At 63.5% G+C, this 16,880-nt stretch carries 16 protein-coding genes; 15 read left to right on the top strand and 1 reads right to left on the bottom strand.

Annotated elements, in window-relative coordinates; genetic code table 11:
- Positions 1-48: 48 nt before the first annotated feature.
- The gene (locus GA829_RS37360; protein ID WP_308462119.1) at positions 49-774 is read right to left on the bottom strand and encodes a helix-turn-helix transcriptional regulator; all 726 of its coding nucleotides are present in this window, start codon (positions 772-774) and stop codon (positions 49-51) included.
- 149 nt (positions 775-923) lie between these two features.
- Between GA829_RS37360 and GA829_RS24755 the strand changes: the two genes are divergently transcribed.
- The 15 genes from GA829_RS24755 (at position 924) to GA829_RS24685 (ending at position 16,829) form a co-directional block, all read left to right on the top strand.
- Positions 924-2,561, top strand: coding sequence for a Na+/H+ antiporter (locus tag GA829_RS24755; protein WP_195175216.1), 1,638 nt, complete (start codon positions 924-926; stop codon positions 2,559-2,561).
- 174 nt (positions 2,562-2,735) lie between these two features.
- Positions 2,736-4,049: a serine hydroxymethyltransferase gene (gene glyA / locus GA829_RS24750; RefSeq protein ID WP_195175215.1), complete on the top strand. Its 1,314-nt coding sequence runs from the start codon at positions 2,736-2,738 to the stop codon at positions 4,047-4,049.
- A gap of 103 nt (positions 4,050-4,152) precedes the next feature.
- Positions 4,153-4,722, top strand: a complete 570-nt coding sequence (locus GA829_RS24745; protein WP_195175214.1) for an invasion associated locus B family protein — start codon at positions 4,153-4,155, stop codon at positions 4,720-4,722.
- 134 nt (positions 4,723-4,856) lie between these two features.
- On the top strand, positions 4,857-5,321 hold the full coding sequence (nrdR, locus tag GA829_RS24740; RefSeq protein ID WP_195175213.1) for a transcriptional regulator NrdR: 465 nt from the start codon (positions 4,857-4,859) through the stop codon (positions 5,319-5,321).
- 2 nt (positions 5,322-5,323) lie between these two features.
- A complete protein-coding gene (gene ribD, locus GA829_RS24735; RefSeq protein ID WP_195175212.1) occupies positions 5,324-6,448 on the top strand; it encodes a bifunctional diaminohydroxyphosphoribosylaminopyrimidine deaminase/5-amino-6-(5-phosphoribosylamino)uracil reductase RibD in 1,125 nt (374 codons plus the stop codon).
- Positions 6,449-6,459: 11 nt separating this feature from the next.
- The gene (locus tag GA829_RS24730) at positions 6,460-7,077 is read left to right on the top strand and encodes a riboflavin synthase (protein WP_195175211.1); all 618 of its coding nucleotides are present in this window, start codon (positions 6,460-6,462) and stop codon (positions 7,075-7,077) included.
- Between the two features lie 100 nt (positions 7,078-7,177).
- Positions 7,178-7,633, top strand: coding sequence for a 6,7-dimethyl-8-ribityllumazine synthase (locus GA829_RS24725; protein ID WP_195175210.1), 456 nt, complete (start codon positions 7,178-7,180; stop codon positions 7,631-7,633).
- A 98-nt stretch (positions 7,634-7,731) separates the two neighbouring features.
- On the top strand, positions 7,732-8,136 hold the full coding sequence (gene nusB / locus GA829_RS24720; protein ID WP_308462346.1) for a transcription antitermination factor NusB: 405 nt from the start codon (positions 7,732-7,734) through the stop codon (positions 8,134-8,136).
- A complete protein-coding gene (locus GA829_RS24715; protein WP_195175208.1) occupies positions 8,133-9,353 on the top strand; it encodes an MFS transporter in 1,221 nt (406 codons plus the stop codon). Before nusB ends, GA829_RS24715 begins: the two co-directional genes overlap by 4 nt.
- Positions 9,354-9,580: 227 nt before the next feature.
- On the top strand, positions 9,581-10,492 hold the full coding sequence (osmF, locus tag GA829_RS24710) for a glycine betaine ABC transporter substrate-binding protein OsmF (protein ID WP_195175207.1): 912 nt from the start codon (positions 9,581-9,583) through the stop codon (positions 10,490-10,492).
- Between the two features lie 55 nt (positions 10,493-10,547).
- A complete protein-coding gene (locus GA829_RS24705; protein WP_195175206.1) occupies positions 10,548-11,708 on the top strand; it encodes an ABC transporter permease in 1,161 nt (386 codons plus the stop codon).
- Positions 11,705-12,643 carry an ABC transporter ATP-binding protein gene (locus GA829_RS24700; protein ID WP_195175205.1) on the top strand — a complete coding sequence of 313 codons (939 nt, stop codon included), beginning with the start codon at positions 11,705-11,707 and terminating at the stop codon, positions 12,641-12,643. The genes GA829_RS24705 and GA829_RS24700 overlap by 4 nt, the downstream gene beginning before the upstream one ends.
- Positions 12,640-13,389, top strand: coding sequence for an ABC transporter permease (locus GA829_RS24695; protein WP_195175204.1), 750 nt, complete (start codon positions 12,640-12,642; stop codon positions 13,387-13,389). Before GA829_RS24700 ends, GA829_RS24695 begins: the two co-directional genes overlap by 4 nt.
- A gap of 193 nt (positions 13,390-13,582) precedes the next feature.
- The gene (locus GA829_RS24690) at positions 13,583-14,497 is read left to right on the top strand and encodes a glycosyltransferase family protein (protein ID WP_195175203.1); all 915 of its coding nucleotides are present in this window, start codon (positions 13,583-13,585) and stop codon (positions 14,495-14,497) included.
- A 190-nt stretch (positions 14,498-14,687) separates the two neighbouring features.
- On the top strand, positions 14,688-16,829 hold the full coding sequence (locus GA829_RS24685; protein WP_195175202.1) for a sodium-translocating pyrophosphatase: 2,142 nt from the start codon (positions 14,688-14,690) through the stop codon (positions 16,827-16,829).
- The last annotated feature ends 51 nt before the right edge of the window (positions 16,830-16,880 follow it).

The following is a 16,880-nucleotide window of genomic DNA, read 5'->3' as shown; positions in this document are numbered from 1 at the left end:
GAGAAAGAAAGCCGCCGCAAGGCGGCTTTTTTCTTGGTGGAGCCGGCGCTAGATCAATCGCTGGTTCAGCAGGCACGCCACCGCATGCGCCCGGTTGACCGCGCCCAGTTTGCGGCGCGCATTGTCGATGTGAAAGCGCACGGTCGCCTCCGCGATGCTCAGGATCACTGAGATTTCCCAGTTGGTCTTTCCGTCGGCGGCCAGGGCCAGGCAATCACGCTCGCGCGCTGACAGTTTTGGCGGCGTTGCCGGGGGTGGCGTGGACAGGCTTATCAGCCGCTCCGTCAGGACAAGGCCGGCCATTTGAATCGCAAAACTCTCTTCCGGCGCCAGGTCCTGTTCTGGAAAACCGAGATGAAGAGAAGCGATCGACCCGTCGGGGCCATAGGACGTGGCGCACAGCGCGTCGTATATGTTCGCTTCGCTCATCGCGTCCCAGTAGGCCTTGAAACCTTGATCGTGCCTTGGCGCGAAATCGCTGAAGCGATAGCGGGTCCGGCTTTCACGTATAGCAGTCAGCAGCGGATTGCATTCCAGGCACACATAGTCGAATGCCGAGCTTCCCGGCCAGGTGTCGGGGGCAACCCGGGTGATGAAGCCGCCCGCTGCCCAGTGGCTGGCCGAGGTCAGCCGCATTGTCGGCCGCCTATAGAAGCGGGTCTGCAGGTAGGAAGCCCCCAGGCCTTCCACCGCGGCGAAGAAGCTTAGACTTGCTTGCTCGGGCGTTTGCGCCGCGAAGGCAGCTTCAGCACGAGACATGATTTGCGATAGCATGGACTGGCCCCTGTCCGCACAGGCGACAGGGTGGCATGGGTGAGCCCTGCCTACAAGGTCGGAGTGAAGCGTCGCAAGGTGCAAGGCCATGGCTGGACCTGGAGGCGCGGTTTGCGCATGGTCCTGGAAGCGCCGTTCGGAATCGTCCCATGCAAATCGCCATCTTCATCCTCGTTGTGCTCGCCTTCGTGACGCTGTCGGGCGCGCTGGTGCGGCTGGTGCGCGTGCCGCTGCCGGTACTGCAGATCGCCATTGGCGCCGCTCTGGCGTGGCCGGCGCGAGGTGTTCACTTCGAGATCGATCCTGAGCTTTTTCTGCTGGTATTCATTCCACCGCTTCTGTTCGGCGACGCGTTCGCGGCGCCGAAACGGGAACTGATCGCGTTGCGCGGCCCGATCCTCGATCTCGCCATTGGGCTCGTCTTCTTCACCATCGTTGGCTTCGGCTATGCCTTGCACTGGCTGGTGCCGAGCATCCCGCTGGTCGTCGCCTTCGCTTTGGCCGCCGTGCTGTCGCCCACCGATGCGGTTGCCGTGTCTTCGATCGTCGACCGCACTGTCGTTCCGGCGCGGCTGATGCACATTCTCGAAGGCGAATCGCTGCTCAACGACGCGTCGGGCCTGGTGATGTTCCGCTTCGCCGTCGCCGCGGCGCTGACAGGCAGCTTTTCCTTCGCGGGCGCATCGTTGAGTCTCCTTTATGCCGTGGCGATCGGCATCCTGGCCGGCATAGCCGCGCTGTTCATTGCCGCCAAGGCGCTGCAGATTCTCGGCCGTATCACGACCACTCCGCCGGAAGCGCAGGTGCTCGTCATTCTCCTGCTGCCCTTCGTCGCCTATCTCGTCGCCGAGCACTTCGGTGCCTCGGGCATTCTTGCGGCGGTCACCGCCGGTCTCCTGACCGGATATTCCGGCATCGTCCGCTACATGGCGGTCTCGGCGCGCATCCAGACATTTTCTCTCTGGTCGATGTTGACCTTCATGTTCAATGGCGCGCTGTTCATCCTGCTTGGGCTGCAGCTTCCCGATATCATCCGCAAGGTGCCGCCGGAGCTGACGACCCGGCACTGGCTGTTCGAGCCGGCATTGACCGTCCTTTTGCTCACCCTTTGTCTGATCGGCCTGCGCTTCGTCTGGATATGGATCGGCGACATCGGCGCCGGCCTCGCCGCCAGGCTCGGCAACCGCAAGGCGCAGCCGTTCGGCGTTCGCGTCAGGCTGGCTGGATCGGTGGCCGGCGTGCGTGGCGCCATAACGCTCGCCGGCATCCTTTCGCTGCCGCTCGCCTTGCAGGATGGATCGCCCTTTCCAGCCCGCGATCTCGTCATTTTCCTGGCCGCTGGCGTTATCATCTGCTCGCTGGCGATCGCCAGCCTTACCTTGCCGACCATCGCGCGCGGTCTTGTCGAGCCCGGTGAGGACCTCGGTGCGGCCGAGGAACGCAAGGCACGGGTCGGCGCCGCCAATGCGGCCATAGCCAAAATTGAAGGCCTGGCCAGCGATGGCAGCGAAGGAGACGCTGCCGACACAAGGCTCGCTATCGCCGAAAGCGTCGTCTCCATCTACCGGCGCCGTATTGCCCTGTCCGATGACGGCGAGGAAGCGCGCGCCGACGCTCGCGATACTGGCCGGCTGGAGGTTGAACTCAGGATTGCCGGCATTGAGGCGGAACGAACCGAGTTGCAAAAAATGCTCCGCCGCGGCGACATCAATGATCACACGGCGCGCAAGCTGTTCACCGAAATCACCTTCTCCGAAGCGGTGCTGAAGGGGCGCGCGCCGCAATAGCCGCGCGCGCAGCCTGTCTTGGCGCAAACCGGCCAGCAAATTTCGCGGCCCAAACGTGGCGAGGTCCAAACAACTGTGTTAATGGCGCGGCAATGCATGTCGCCCAAGGCCGCGCCACGGCTTTTGGGTGACGATATGCATAGAGAATTGCCCCGAACCGGAGGATTTCAGGCCATGGCAAACGCAGCGGCAGCGTCGAACAAATTCGAATCCTTCTTCGAAACCACGCTGGAAGATGCCGATCCGGAAATCTTCGGTTCGATCCGCAACGAACTCGGCCGCCAGCGCCATGAGATCGAGCTGATCGCCTCGGAAAACATCGTCTCGCGCGCCGTGCTCGAAGCGCAGGGCTCAATCATGACCAACAAATATGCCGAGGGTTATCCGGGCAAGCGCTATTACGGTGGCTGTCAGTTCGTCGACGTGGCAGAGGAACTGGCCATCGAGCGCGCCAAGAAGCTGTTTGGCTGCAATTTCGCCAACGTCCAGCCGAATTCAGGCAGCCAGATGAACCAGGCCGTGTTCCTGGCGCTGCTGCAGCCCGGCGATACGTTCATGGGCCTCGACCTCAATTCCGGCGGTCACCTGACCCATGGCTCGCCGGTCAACATGAGCGGCAAGTGGTTCAAGGTCGTGTCCTATGGCGTGCGCAAGGAAGATCACCTGCTCGACATGGACGCGATCGAGAAGACCGCGCACGAGACCAAGCCGAAGCTGATCCTGGCCGGCGGCACTGCTTATTCCAGGGTCTGGGACTGGAAGCGCTTCCGTGAGATCGCCGATGCCGTCGGCGCCTATCTGATGGTCGACATGGCCCACATCGCCGGTCTTGTCGCTGGTGGCGTGCATCCGTCACCTCTGCCGCATGCCCATGTGGTGACCACCACCACGCACAAGTCGCTGCGCGGCCCGCGCGGCGGCATGATCCTGTGCAACGACGAGGATATCGCCAAGAAGATGAATTCGGCGGTGTTTCCGGGCCTGCAGGGCGGTCCGCTGATGCATGTCATCGCCGCCAAGGCGGTGGCCTTCGGCGAAGCGCTGAAGCCGAGCTTCAAACTCTATGCCGAAAGCGTTGCCGCCAACGCCAAGGCGCTCGCCTCGAGCCTGAAGGAGACGGGTCTCGACATCGTTTCCGGCGGCACCGACAACCATCTGATGCTGGTTGACCTGCGTCCCAAGAACGCCACCGGCAAGCGCGCCGAGGCTGCGCTCGGCCGCGCCAACATCACCTGCAACAAGAACGGCATCCCGTTCGACCCGGAAAAGCCTTTCGTCACCTCGGGTGTGCGGCTTGGCACGCCGGCCGGCACCACGCGCGGCTTCGGCCAGGCCGAGTTCCGCGAGATCGGCAAGCTGATCGCCGAAGTGCTGGACGGCCTGAAGGTTGCCAATTCCGACGAGGGCAATGCCAGCGTCGAAGCGGCGGTGAAGGCCAAGGTCGTTGCGCTGACCGACCGTTTCCCGCTCTACCCCTATCTCGGCTAAGACCTCTCCGGCTTCACTTCGGCGACGCCTCCTGCGTCGCCGAAGCAGCTTGCGCATTGTCCTTGGCTGACGCACCCTCGGCGAAAACCCAGGAGCGGTCAGGATGAAGACAAGCCCTTTGCGCAACGTGGCCTTGAGTGCCGTGGCCGTCTGGACGGCGCTGAGCGCCGGCCCATCTTTGGCCGAGCCCAAGACCGAAACGTCAGGCAAATGGTCCGCGACCGTGGACGAGCTCAGCAGCGGTCAGGACGTGCACAAGACCTGCGCGGCGTCGACGGCTTTTGTCGATCAAAATGGAAGCCCCGGCACAGTGACGCTGATCATCTCGAGCGACGACGCACTGCCGCCCAATGCCTATCCGGCGCTGACCCTGGCGGTCGACAACAAGGATCTGCCGAAAGGCAACAGCATCGCCACGGTTTTCAGCGATGGCAAAGGCAAGGTCGCGGCGACGGTCAGCGAGGGCGACAGCATCGGGCCGCACCGCCAGTGGATCATGGACAACAAACCCAAAACCAGCCTGGCGCTTCTGCGCGCCATGCGCCAGGCATCGACGCTTGATGTCACGCTCGCAAGCATACCGGTGGCAAGCATCGAAATGACCGGTTTCACCAAGGCCTATCGCAACCTCGGAACCTGGTGCGGCTTCCCGACCGGCGACGTGGCACCCTGACGCCTCCCGAATACTGGCGCTCTCGCAATTCTCCCCATGTCTCGCTATCTCTGAGACGCGAGAGGCTGCTTTGCCATCGCGGCAAAAGGCACTAAGCCTTTCGACTTACAAGAATCGCCAACCGAAGGCCGCCCATGCGTTGTCCCTATTGCCAGTCCGAAGATACGCAGGTGAAGGATTCGCGTCCTGCCGAGGATGGCGCCGCGATCCGCAGGCGTCGTGTCTGCCCTGATTGCGGCGGCCGCTTCACCACCTTCGAGCGCGTGCAGTTGCGCGACCTCGTCGTGGTGAAGAAGTCGGGGCGAAAAGTGCCGTTTGATCGTGACAAGCTGTTGCGCTCGGTCGAGATCGCCGTGCGCAAGCGCAATGTCGACCCGGAGCGTATCGACCGAGCGGTCACCGGCATCGTGCGCCAGCTCGAGAGTTCGGGCGAAACGGAAGTGGCCTCCGGTGAGGTCGGCCGTCTGGTGATGGAAGCGCTGAAGTCCCTCGACGACGTCGCCTATGTGCGCTTCGCCTCGGTTTACCGCAATTTCCGCGAGGCCAAGGACTTTCATGACGTGCTGGGCGAACTGAAGGGCGAAGAGGACGCCAGCTGATCATGGCTGGACTTGGTTCTTCCGCACAGGACACCCTGGATCGCCGCTTCATGGCGGCCGCGCTTCGGTTGTCTCGCAAGAATGCCGGGCGCACTTCGACCAATCCGTCCGTCGGCACGCTGATCGTGCGCGACGACGGGGCCGGGCCGATGATCGTCGGCACCGGTGTAACCGCGGTTGGCGGCCGGCCGCATGCCGAGACTGAGGCGCTGGCCGAAGCCGGCGAACTGGCCCGCGGTGCCACGGCCTATGTCACGCTGGAGCCCTGCGCCCACCACGGCCGCACGCCGCCTTGCGCCAACGCATTGGTCAATGCCGGCGTGGCGCGTGTCGTCGGAGCCGCCAGCGATCCAGATCCGCGCGTTTCGGGCCAAGGCTACGCCATCCTGCACGCCGCCGGGATCGAAGTGGTCGAAAAGGTGCTCGCGGCGGAAGCGGCCGAACAAATGGCCGGCTATCTGATTCGATCTCTCAAAAAACGCCCCGAAGTGATTCTCAAGCTTGCGCTTTCCAGCGATGGAAAGATTGGCAGGCAGGGCCAGGGTCAGGTGGCCATCACCGGCGACATCGCGCGTCGCGAAGTCTATCTGATGCGCGCCGAGGTCGACGGTATCCTCGTCGGCATTGGCACGGCGCTGGAAGACAACCCGGCGCTGACGGTGCGCTTGCCTGGCCTCGAAAACCGATCGCCGGCGCGTATCGTTCTCGACCGGCAAATCCGCTTGCCGGAAGCATCCAAACTGGTCTCCGGAATCGATCGTGTGCCGCTCTATGTCGCCGCTTGCCTGGAGGCGGATCCGCAGCGGCGTGCCTTGCTCGAGCGTGCCGGCGTGCGCTTCATCGGTACGGAAACGCACGAGGGCGGTGTGGCCCTGCCGGAACTGCTCGAGGATCTGGCCGCCCTCGGCATGGCCAGCGTCCTGGTGGAAGGCGGCGCCAGGATAGCAAAGGCCTTCCTCGCGGATGGGCTGGTCGACCGCATCGTGCTGTTCCATGGCCCGGAAGCGATCGGCGAGGATGGCATTGCATCCCCCATCGACGCCAACCATATCCCTGCAGGTTTCCGCAAATTGCGCGAGATGCATTTTGGCGTGGACAGCTACGCCGAGTGGATAAGAGACTTCTAGGATCACGATTGATGTTTACCGGAATTGTCACTGATGTCGGCACCGTCGCCGCCGTGAAGCCACTTAGGGAAGGCGTGGGCTTGCGCATCGACACGGCATACGACCCGCAAGGCATCGCCATCGGTGCTTCGATTTCCTGCGGCGGCGTCTGCCTGACCGTGACGGCGTTGCCGGATGGCGGCTCGAACGCGCGCTGGTTCGAGGTCGAGGCCTGGGAGGAGGCGCTGAGGCTGACGACCGCCGCGCGTTGGACGTCCGGCACCAAGCTCAATCTGGAGCGGGCGCTCAAGATCGGCGACGAACTCGGCGGCCACATTGTTTCTGGCCATGTCGACGGCATGGCCGAGATCGTGGCGCGCGAGGAGGAGGGCGACGCCGTGCGCTTCACGCTCGAAGCACCGCGCGAACTGGCAAAATTCATCGCACCGAAGGGCTCGATCGCGCTCGATGGCACCTCTCTCACAGTCAATAAGGTGGAAGGCACGCGCTTCGACGTGCTGCTGATCCACCACTCGCTGACCGTCACGACCTGGGGCGAGCGCAATGTCGGCGACCGCGTCAACCTCGAGATCGACACGATGGCCCGTTATGCGGCGCGCTTGGCGGAGGCCGCGAAAGAGGGACTTTGAGCAGCCGGTCGGCAATTAGAGCCGGTCTGACGCTGCGACAAAGCTTGCGAACTTGGCTGCTTGGGCTTAAGTCACCGGCTCCTCCGGAGACGCGAGCCAAATGCCCAAGAACAAGAAACTCAAGCTGCTGATCATCGAGGCACGCTTCTACGACGATCTGGCGGATGCGCTGCTCGATGGCGCCAAGGCCGCGCTCGACGATGCTGGCGCCAAGTATGATGTGGTCACTGTTCCCGGCGCGCTGGAAATTCCGGCGGTGATTTCGTTCGCGCTCGACGCGGCTGAAGGCGAGGGCACCCAATACGACGGCTATGTCGCGCTCGGCACCGTTATCCGCGGCGAGACGCACCATTTCGATATCGTCGCCAATGAATCCGCTCGCGCGCTCATGGATCTCTCCATCCAGGAATCGATCTGCATCGGCAACGGCATCCTGACCACCGAGAACGACGAACAGGCCTGGACGCGCGCCCGGCGCACGGAAGGCGACAAGGGCGGCTTCGCCGCTCGCGCGGCGCTGACCATGATCGCCGTTCGAAAACAGCTCGGAGCCTGAGCGACGTGACGCAGTCCGGAGACAACGACCGACCACCGGTGCGCCAGGCCAACAAGCGGGGTGCTGCCCGGCTTGCCGCCGTGCAGGCGCTCTACCAGATGGATGTCGCCGGCAGCGGCGTCTTCGAAATCACCGCCGAATACGAAGCTTTTCGGCTCGGCAAGGAAGTCGACGGCGCGCTCTATCGCGAGGCCGACGCGCAATGGTTTCGCGCCATCCTGGCTGGTGTTGTCGAGAACCAGACGACCGTCGATCCGATCATCCGCCAGGCGCTGACCGAGGATTGGCCGTTGTCGCGTCTGGATTCGACATTGCGCGCCATTCTGCGCGCCGGTGTCTATGAGCTGATGAAGCGCGAGGACGTGCCGGTCGCCGTCATCGTCTCCGAATATGTGGACATCGCCAAGGCATTCTACGAGGAAGACGAGCCAAAGCTTGTCAACGCCGTGCTCGACCGTGTCTCGCGCCGCGTGCGTGGAGAAGGGCGCGGCAAGGACGCATGACCGTGGCCGTGACAGCGGTGGCCAAGGAGGCGCGCCGCACGGCGCTGATCCTCGCTGCTTCGCAGGCAATCATCGGGTCGGCCGCTCCCATCGCGATTTCCATGGGCGCGCTGGCCGGACAATATCTTCTCGGTGCCGACAAATCGCTGGCGACGGCGCCGATCACCGGCTTCAACCTTGGCGTGGCGCTCGGCGCATTGCCGGCAGCGGCCATCATTCGCCGTATGGGGCAGCGCGGCGGCTTCATGACCGGCACGATCATCACCGCGCTTGGCGGGCTGGTTGCGACGCTGGCGCTTTTCCAAGCGAGCTTCTGGCTGTTCGCTTTTGGCTTGCTGCTGATTGGTGTCGGTGGCGCTTTCGTCCAGCAGTTCCGCTTCGCCGCCGCTGACAACGCCCCGCCGGAATTCAAGGCGCGCGCCATTTCCTTCGTGCTGGCCGGCGGCATCATCACCGCCATCCTCGGGCCGCAGATCGTCATCTTCACCCGCGAACTGTTTGCTCCGGTGATGTTCGCCGGTTCGTTCGCCTCCATCCTGGTGCTGGCGGCGGCGGGCGCGGCTATCCTGTCGTTCCTGCGCCTTCCGGCCAAAACAGCCGCGAGCAAGGCTGAAAGCGCCGTCAGCGATGCCCGGCCCTTGGCCGAGATCGTGACACGACCACGTTTCGTCGTGGCACTCTTCTGCGCCGTCGGCAGCTACGCACTGATGAGCTTCGTCATGACCGGCGCGCCGCTTGCCATGGTCGGTTGCGGCCTGTCCACCAACGATGCCACGCTGGGTATTTCCTGGCATGTGATGGCGATGTTCGGGCCAAGCTTCTTCACCGGCTCGCTCATCCGTCGCTTCGGCGCCGAACGCATCGTCGCCGTTGGTCTGGCCCTGCTTGTCGCCTGCGCCGTCGTGGCTTTGTCGGGACTGGCCTTGTGGCAGTTCTGGACCGCGCTGATCCTGCTCGGGCTCGGCTGGAATTTCGGCTTCATCGGCGCCACCGCGATCGTCGCCGACAGCTATCGGCCGTCGGAAAAGGGCAAGGTGCAGGGCTTCCACGACTTCGTCCTGTTCGGCTCCGTGGCCTTTGCCTCGCTGTTGTCAGGCGCCGTCTACAACGCCTGGGGCTGGTCGATGCTCAACTGGATCATCTTCCCGGTGACCGCGCTCTGCTTCGTGGCGCTGGGCGCTTTGAAGATAACAGGGCCGCGCCAGCTTAGCGCCTGACTTGAGCCGTCGGCTCGCGGCAGGCGGCAACGTCTCGGAATACTACCGCTTCGCTATGCAACAGCTGACACGACGCCGTCGGGACAGACCGCGTTGTTTTGGCTGCGATCGAACAAAATTATTGCGCTGGTCCCACATCTTATGAAACCGTGTGCCCCGACGGGGCGTTGAAGCCGTGATCATATGCGCCCCAACCGGTCTTCGGTTCACAGCAAGGGAATTTCACAATGCGTTCCATCAAACTCATGGCCGGCGCCGCGCTTGCGCTTGGCCTGGCCATCGCTTCGGCCAACGCCCAGGTCGTGGTGTCCTCGAAGATCGACACCGAGGGCGGGGTGCTTGGCAACATCATCCAGCTGGTGCTCAACGCCAACAACATCAAGACCACCGACCGCATCCAGCTCGGCGGTACACCGGTGGTGCGCAAGGCGATCACCGCAGGCGAGATCGACATCTATCCGGAATATACCGGCAACGCCGCCTTCTTCTTCGAGAAGGCCGACGATCCGGTGTGGAAGGATGCGGCCAAGGCCTATGAGGCGGCCAAGAAGCTTGATTACGACGCCAACAAGATCGTCTGGCTGTCGCCGTCGCCGGCCAACAACACCTGGGCGATCGCGCTGCGCAAGGAAGTCGCTGAAACCAACAAGCTCGCGACGCTTTCCGACTTCGGCAAATACGTCGCTGGCGGCGGTCAGATCGTGTTGGCTGCCTCGGCTGAGTTCGTGAATTCGGCCGCGGCCCTGCCAGCCTTCCAGACCACCTACGGCTTCAAACTCAAGCCCGAGCAGCTGATCACGCTTTCAGGCGGCGATACAGCTGCTACCATCGGCGCTGCGGCCAACCAGACCAGCGGCGCCAACGCTGCCATGGTCTACGGAACTGATGGCGGCATCGCACCGTCCGGCCTAGTCGTGCTTGATGACGACAAGGGCGTGCAGCCGGTCTACCAGCCGGCGCCGATCATCCGCGAGTCAGTGTTGAAGGAGCACCCGGAGATCGAGACGCTGCTGAAGCCGGTCTTCGCCAAGCTTGACCTTGTCACGCTGCAGGAGCTGAACGGCCGTGTGCAGGTTGGCGGCGAACCGGTCAAAGGCGTTGCCGAGGACTTCCTGAAGAAGAACGGCTTCCTGAAATAGGAAGATCCCGGCGCGCTGCGTTCGTGGCGCGCCGGATCGGCTGACGGGGGAGGGCGTGCAAATCCGGTTTGACAAGCTCGGCGTGGTCATCGCCGCGATCGCGGCCTATGCTGCGCTCATAGCGCCCTTTGCCACGTTTCGCGCCAACCGCATCGTTCCCGGCCAGGCGCGCTCGATCCTCGAAGCGCTGCCGCCAACATCCGGACTTCTGCTGCTCGCCATTGTCGTCGGTGCCGCGCTCATCGCGCTGTTCAAGACACCGCTCGTGGTGCGCCTTGCCGCCAGCGTCGTGGCACTTGTCGCGCTGGCACTGCTGATTGGCGTCGCCGGCACCTTCCTGACGCCTGCTGGCAACACATTCGCCCGAATTTCGCCGGCCTCCGGTTTCTGGGTCCTCATCTTTGCCTTCACGCTGCTTCTGGCCGACGTGCTGACGCGGCTGAACCTGTCGCCCTTGGCCCGGGTCGGCGTACTGATCGTTGCCGCCGCCGCGATCGGTGTTCTCCTGATGTCGGGAAGCTGGAACGACCTGTCGATCCTCAAGGAATATGCCAACCGTGCCGACAGTTTCTGGGCCGAAGGCTCCAAGCATGTGACGCTGGCGCTCGGCTCGCTGGCAGCGGCGGTAATCGTCGGCCTGCCGCTCGGCATCCTCTGTCACCGTGTCGAGAGCCTGCGGGCCGGCGTTCTCAATGTGCTCAACATCATCCAGACCATTCCTTCGATCGCGCTTTTCGGCCTGCTGATCGCGCCGCTCGGCTGGGTCGCCACGCATGTGCCGGGCGCCGCCGCACTCGGCATTCGTGGCATCGGCACCGCGCCGGCTTTCGTGGCGCTGTTCCTCTATTCACTGCTGCCGGTGGTGGCCAACACCGTCGTTGGCCTTGCCGGTGTGCCGCGCGCGGCCAACGACGCGGCACGCGGCATGGGCATGACTGACCGGCAGCGCCTGTTCGGCGTGGAGTTTCCGCTGGCCTTTCCGGTCATCCTCACCGGCATCCGCATCGTGCTGGTGCAGAACATCGGCCTTGCCACCATCGCGGCGCTGATCGGTGGTGGTGGTTTCGGCGTGTTCGTCTTCCAGGGCGTTGGCCAGACCGCGATGGATCTGGTTCTGCTCGGCGCCGTGCCGACCGTGGCGCTGGCATTTGCCGCCGCCATCATCCTCGATGCTGTAATCGAAATGAGCTCTACCAAGCGACGTGAGGCCGCATGATCGAGATCGAAGGCATTACCAAGCGCTACGACGCGACGACCGTGGTCGACAACGTGTCGATGGTCATCGAGCCGCGCACCATCGCCGTCATCGTCGGCACGTCCGGCTCCGGCAAGACGACGCTGCTGCGCATGATCAACCGACTGGTCGAGCCGACCTCGGGCGTTATCAAGCTGGATGGCGCCGACAACCGTTCGGTGCCCGGCTACGAGCTGCGCCGCAGCATCGGCTATGCCATCCAGGGCCACGGCCTGTTCCCGCACCGCACGGTGGCGCAGAACATCGCCACGGTGCCGGCACTGCTCGGTTGGGATGCCGCACGGATCAAGGCCCGCGTGAACGAGCTGATGACGCTCTATCAGCTCGATCCCGAGGCTTATGGACCGCGCTATCCGCATGAGCTTTCCGGCGGCCAGCAGCAGCGCGTCGGTGTTGCACGCGCGCTCGCCGCCGAACCCAATGTGCTTTTGATGGACGAGCCGTTCGGCGCGCTTGATCCGATCATCCGCACCAAGGCGCAGGAGGATCTGCTGGCGATCCAGAAGCGCTTCGGCACCACCATCATCCTGGTCACCCATGACATGGAAGAGGCGGTTCACATGGGCGACAAGATCGCTGTGATGGATGCCGGCAAGCTGGTGCAATACGCCAGGCCTGCCGAGATCCTGGCGAATCCGGCCAGCACTTTTGTCGAAACCCTCGTCGGCGCCAGCGAGCGGCCATTCAGGTTGCTCTCACTCGGTCGGGTACGCGACGCCGTGGAAAAGGGTACAGCCGAAGGCGATGCGATCCCTGGTGATGCCAGCCAGCGTGATGCTCTAGCCGAACTGCTTTGGTCAGGCCGGCCGGCGTTGCCGGTGAACGGCACTGACGGCAAGCCGATCGGCCGCGTCACCGTCGACGGGTTGGTGAAACGCGCGGCGAGGCCAGCATGAAAGCCTGGCTGCCGGCGCTGTTGCGCCTTGCCCTGGTCGTGCTGCTGGTTGCCTTCGTCACCAATCCCGGCTGGTTTGAACCGCTGCTGAAGCCGCTGACCGAGAACAATGCGCCGGCGATCTACAATCAGGGCAGCCTGCTGACGCTGACCCTGCTGCATCTGAGGATTGTCTTCGTCGCGACCTTGGCTGCGATCATCGTAGCGGTCGGGTTGGCGATCCTGGTGACGCGGCCGGTCGGTGCTGAATTCCTGCCGCTGTCGCGCAGCCTGGTCAACATCGGTCAGACTTTTCCGCCGGTGGCGGTGCTCGCCCTTGCCGTGCCAGCCGTCGGCTTTGGCGAGAAGCCGACGCTGATCGCGCTGTTTCTCTACGGTCTGCTGCCAATCTTCGAGAACGCGCTGACGGGGCTGACCACCCTGCCGGCCAATGTCGTCGAGGCCGCGCGCGGCGCCGGCATGACCGGCTGGCAAAGGCTGATCAAGGTTGAACTGCCGCTCAGCGCCCCCATCATCCTCGGCGGCATCCGCTTGTCGGTGGTCATCAGCCTCGCCACGGCCACCATCGGCTCGACGGTGGCCGCCAAGACGCTGGGCGAGATTATCATTGCCGGCCTGCTGTCTAACAATCTCGCCTTTATCCTGCAGGGCGGCCTGATCGTCGCCGCGCTAGCCGTGCTGATCTATGACGGCCTGTCGGCAGTCGAGCGCTACGCGGCGCGGCGCATGGGGCGGGAGGTGGAGTAGCCCTCTGCGTGCGTTTGGCTGTGGGCAAGGCGTTTCCAACGGCCCGTTGGGTGCTCTTGAGCCTTGTCACGAAAATCCCATCGACTATTCAACAAAGGTGAACGCGGAGCGGCGAGCAACAGCAAATAGGCAAGAATATGAACTGGCGTCAGGCCTCAGTCGCAGGTTTTGGCGCTCCCCTGGGGAACATCCAGTGCGGCCGGCCGGCTTTCCGATTGCCATCCTGTCGTTCGATCGACCTGGCTACCTTCGCCAGGTTCTAAAAAGCCTTCGCCCGCAGATCACCGAGGCAGACAAGGTGGTGTTGTTTCAGGATGGTGGCTGGAACCGCTGGAGCAAGCGCCAGAAGGGCAACAACGAACGAATTGGGCAGTGCGTCGCCACCTTTCACCGAACTATCCCATGGGGAGAGGTGATCGAGGCGCCGGAAAATCTTGGTATCGCGCTGAACTACGAACGCGCCGAACGTCATGTGTTCGAGGATTTGCAGGCAGGGAAGGGCCTCTTCCTTGAGGACGATCTGGTACTTTCTCCCAATTACCTGGGCACGATCGGACAGCTTCTCGATCTCGCCGAGCAAGACCCGCGTATCGCCTATGTCGCGGCTTATGGTGATCTTTGGGCCAGTCAGCGCGTCCAGCGGCAGCGGGCACATGACCTCATCGCGATGCATGAGAACTGGGGCGCCGCGCTCACCCGACGTACCTGGCTGGCGGAACGACCTTTTCGCAAGAAGTATCTCGAGCTGGTCGATGGCTGCGACTATTCCAGACGCGACAGCCACGCGATCAGGGCTTTCTATGCAGGCCGCGGCTGGAAGAACCCCGTTACCAGCCAGGATGCTGCCCGCTGGATAGCCTGTGCCGAGCGTGGCGCGGTTCGCATATCCAACTTCGCCTGCCATGCACGCTACATAGGCAAGCGTGGCGAACACTCTAACCCCAGGCTGTTCAAGGCGTCCCGGTTCGCCAGCACGGTAATGTTCAGAGGCTCTCCACCTGATCTGGCGGCTCCGACGGACGCGCAGGTTGCGCAGTGGCTGGACGCCGAGCGTCAGCGCTTTCTGGGCGACGGCAAGCCCTTCTATCCAGGACACGCTCTGACTTGAGCGCAATTCAATCGGTTTGCATGAAAGCATCATGGCGAAAGCCGGGCAAAAACCGAACAATATCTTGACGTTCGTACCCCTGTTTCGCATACAGCCAGCGAAGAGGCGGATTCCCTGTGCGGAGCCCGGTCTTTGTCTCAACGGCCCAGGGAGGGGTTCTTTTGGGCCATCAATCGAGGAAAATCCGGCAATGACAATACTATACGCCGTCATCGCCTGCGGCTTGCTTTCTGTCCTTTACGCCATCTGGGCGACTCGGTCGGTCCTTGCGTCCGACCAGGGCAATGCACGCATGCAGGAAATCTCCGCCGCCATCCGCGAAGGCGCGCAAGCCTACCTGGCACGCCAGTACACCACCATCGCCATTGTCGGCGTGGTCGTGCTGATACTCGCTTGGTGGCTGCTGTCGATCACCGCCGCGATCGGCTTCCTGATCGGCGCCGTGCTGTCTGGCGCCGCCGGCTTCATCGGCATGCATGTCTCGGTGCGCGCCAATGTGCGTACCGCGCAGGCCGCTTCGAACAGCCTCGCCGCCGGCCTCGACATCGCCTTCAAGTCAGGCGCCATCACCGGCATGCTGGTCGCTGGTCTCGCGCTGCTCGGCGTCTCCATCTACTATCTTGTCCTTACACATTTCATGGGTCTCGCGCCCAACGACCGCATCGTCATTGATTCGCTGGTCTCGCTCGGCTTCGGTGCCTCGCTGATCTCGATCTTCGCCCGTCTCGGCGGCGGCATCTTCACCAAGGGTGCGGATGTCGGCGGCGATCTGGTCGGCAAGGTGGAGGCCGGTATCCCGGAAGATGATCCGCGCAACCCGGCCACCATCGCCGATAACGTCGGTGACAATGTCGGCGACTGCGCCGGCATGGCCGCGGACTTGTTCGAGACCTATGCGGTGACGGTCGTTGCCACCATGGTTCTCGGCGCTATCTTCTTCGGCGGCTCCGCCGTTCTCGGCTCGGTCATGCTCTACCCGCTGGCCATCTGCGGCGCTTGCATCATCACCTCGATCGTCGGCACCTTCTTCGTCAAGCTCGGCTCTAATGGCTCGATCATGGGCGCGCTCTACAAGGGCCTGATCGTCACCGGACTGCTCTCGATTGTCGGTCTCGGTGTCGCCACGTCGGCGACTGTTGGCTGGGGTGAAATCGGCGTCGTTGCCGGCATGTCGATCACCGGCAAGAACCTGTTCATCTGCGGCCTGCTCGGCCTCGTGGTGACGGGTCTCATCGTCGTCATCACCGAATACTACACCGGCACCAACAAGCGCCCGGTGAACTCCATCGCCCAGGCGTCGGTCACCGGTCACGGCACCAACGTCATCCAGGGCCTTGCGGTGTCGCTGGAATCGACGGCGCTTCCGGCAATCGTCATCGTCGGCGGCATCATTTCGACCTACCAGCTCGCTGGTCTTTTTGGCACGGCGATCGCGGTCACCACCATGCTCGGCCTTGCCGGCATGATCGTCGCGCTCGACGCCTTCGGCCCGGTCACCGACAATGCCGGCGGCATTGCCGAAATGGCTGGTCTGCCCAAGGAAGTGCGTCACTCGACCGACGCGCTCGACGCGGTTGGCAACACCACCAAGGCGGTGACCAAGGGCTATGCCATTGGATCGGCGGGTCTCGGCGCACTGGTGCTGTTTGCCGCCTATTCGAACGACCTGAAGTTCTTTGCCGCCAACGGCGACAAGTACCCCTACTTCAGCGGCATGGGCGAGGTCTCCTTCGATCTCTCCAACCCCTACGTCGTCGCCGGCCTGATCTTCGGCGGTCTCATCCCCTACCTGTTCGGTGGTATCGCCATGACGGCCGTCGGCCGTGCCGCGGGCGCCATCGTCGAGGAAGTGCGCAAGCAGTTCCGCGAGGATCCGGGCATCATGGCCGGTACATCCAAGCCGAACTACGCGCGCGCCGTCGACCTGCTGACCAAGGCGGCAATCCGCGAAATGATCATCCCGTCGCTGCTGCCGGTGCTGGCGCCGCTCGTCGTTTATTTCGGCGTGCTGCTCATCTCCGGCTCGAAGGCCTCGGCCTTCGCAGCGCTCGGTGCTTCGTTGCTTGGCGTCATCGTCAATGGCCTTTTCGTCGCCATCTCGATGACCTCGGGCGGCGGCGCCTGGGACAACGCCAAGAAGTCCTTCGAGGACGGCTTTGTCGACAAGGATGGCGTCAAGCACCTGAAGGGGTCCGATGCTCACAAGGCATCGGTGACCGGCGACACCGTCGGCGATCCCTACAAGGACACCGCCGGTCCGGCCGTCAATCCGGCGATCAAGATCACCAACATCGTCGCCCTGCTGCTGCTCGCCGTGCTCGCTCACGGCTAAGCTTGGCGGTTGCCCGAAAAAAAGCCCGCGGGAGCGATCCCGCGGGTTTTT

Source organism: Mesorhizobium sp. INR15, from assembly GCF_015500075.1.
In the GTDB taxonomy this organism is placed as follows: Bacteria; Pseudomonadota; Alphaproteobacteria; order Rhizobiales; family Rhizobiaceae; genus Mesorhizobium.
This window is presented reverse-complemented; position numbering and strand designations above follow the sequence as displayed.

Coding starts and splice junctions, on each gene's coding strand:
- GA829_RS37360 (WP_308462119.1), bottom strand. CDS start 774: ATGCTATCGCAAATCATGTCTCGTGCTGAAGCTGCCTTCGCGGCGCAA.
- GA829_RS24755 (WP_195175216.1), top strand. CDS start 924: ATGCAAATCGCCATCTTCATCCTCGTTGTGCTCGCCTTCGTGACGCTG.
- glyA (WP_195175215.1), top strand. CDS start 2,736: ATGGCAAACGCAGCGGCAGCGTCGAACAAATTCGAATCCTTCTTCGAA.
- GA829_RS24745 (WP_195175214.1), top strand. CDS start 4,153: ATGAAGACAAGCCCTTTGCGCAACGTGGCCTTGAGTGCCGTGGCCGTC.
- nrdR (WP_195175213.1), top strand. CDS start 4,857: ATGCGTTGTCCCTATTGCCAGTCCGAAGATACGCAGGTGAAGGATTCG.
- ribD (WP_195175212.1), top strand. CDS start 5,324: ATGGCTGGACTTGGTTCTTCCGCACAGGACACCCTGGATCGCCGCTTC.
- GA829_RS24730 (WP_195175211.1), top strand. CDS start 6,460: ATGTTTACCGGAATTGTCACTGATGTCGGCACCGTCGCCGCCGTGAAG.
- GA829_RS24725 (WP_195175210.1), top strand. CDS start 7,178: ATGCCCAAGAACAAGAAACTCAAGCTGCTGATCATCGAGGCACGCTTC.
- nusB (WP_308462346.1), top strand. CDS start 7,732: ATGGATGTCGCCGGCAGCGGCGTCTTCGAAATCACCGCCGAATACGAA.
- GA829_RS24715 (WP_195175208.1), top strand. CDS start 8,133: ATGACCGTGGCCGTGACAGCGGTGGCCAAGGAGGCGCGCCGCACGGCG.
- osmF (WP_195175207.1), top strand. CDS start 9,581: ATGCGTTCCATCAAACTCATGGCCGGCGCCGCGCTTGCGCTTGGCCTG.
- GA829_RS24700 (WP_195175205.1), top strand. CDS start 11,705: ATGATCGAGATCGAAGGCATTACCAAGCGCTACGACGCGACGACCGTG.
- GA829_RS24695 (WP_195175204.1), top strand. CDS start 12,640: ATGAAAGCCTGGCTGCCGGCGCTGTTGCGCCTTGCCCTGGTCGTGCTG.
- GA829_RS24685 (WP_195175202.1), top strand. CDS start 14,688: ATGACAATACTATACGCCGTCATCGCCTGCGGCTTGCTTTCTGTCCTT.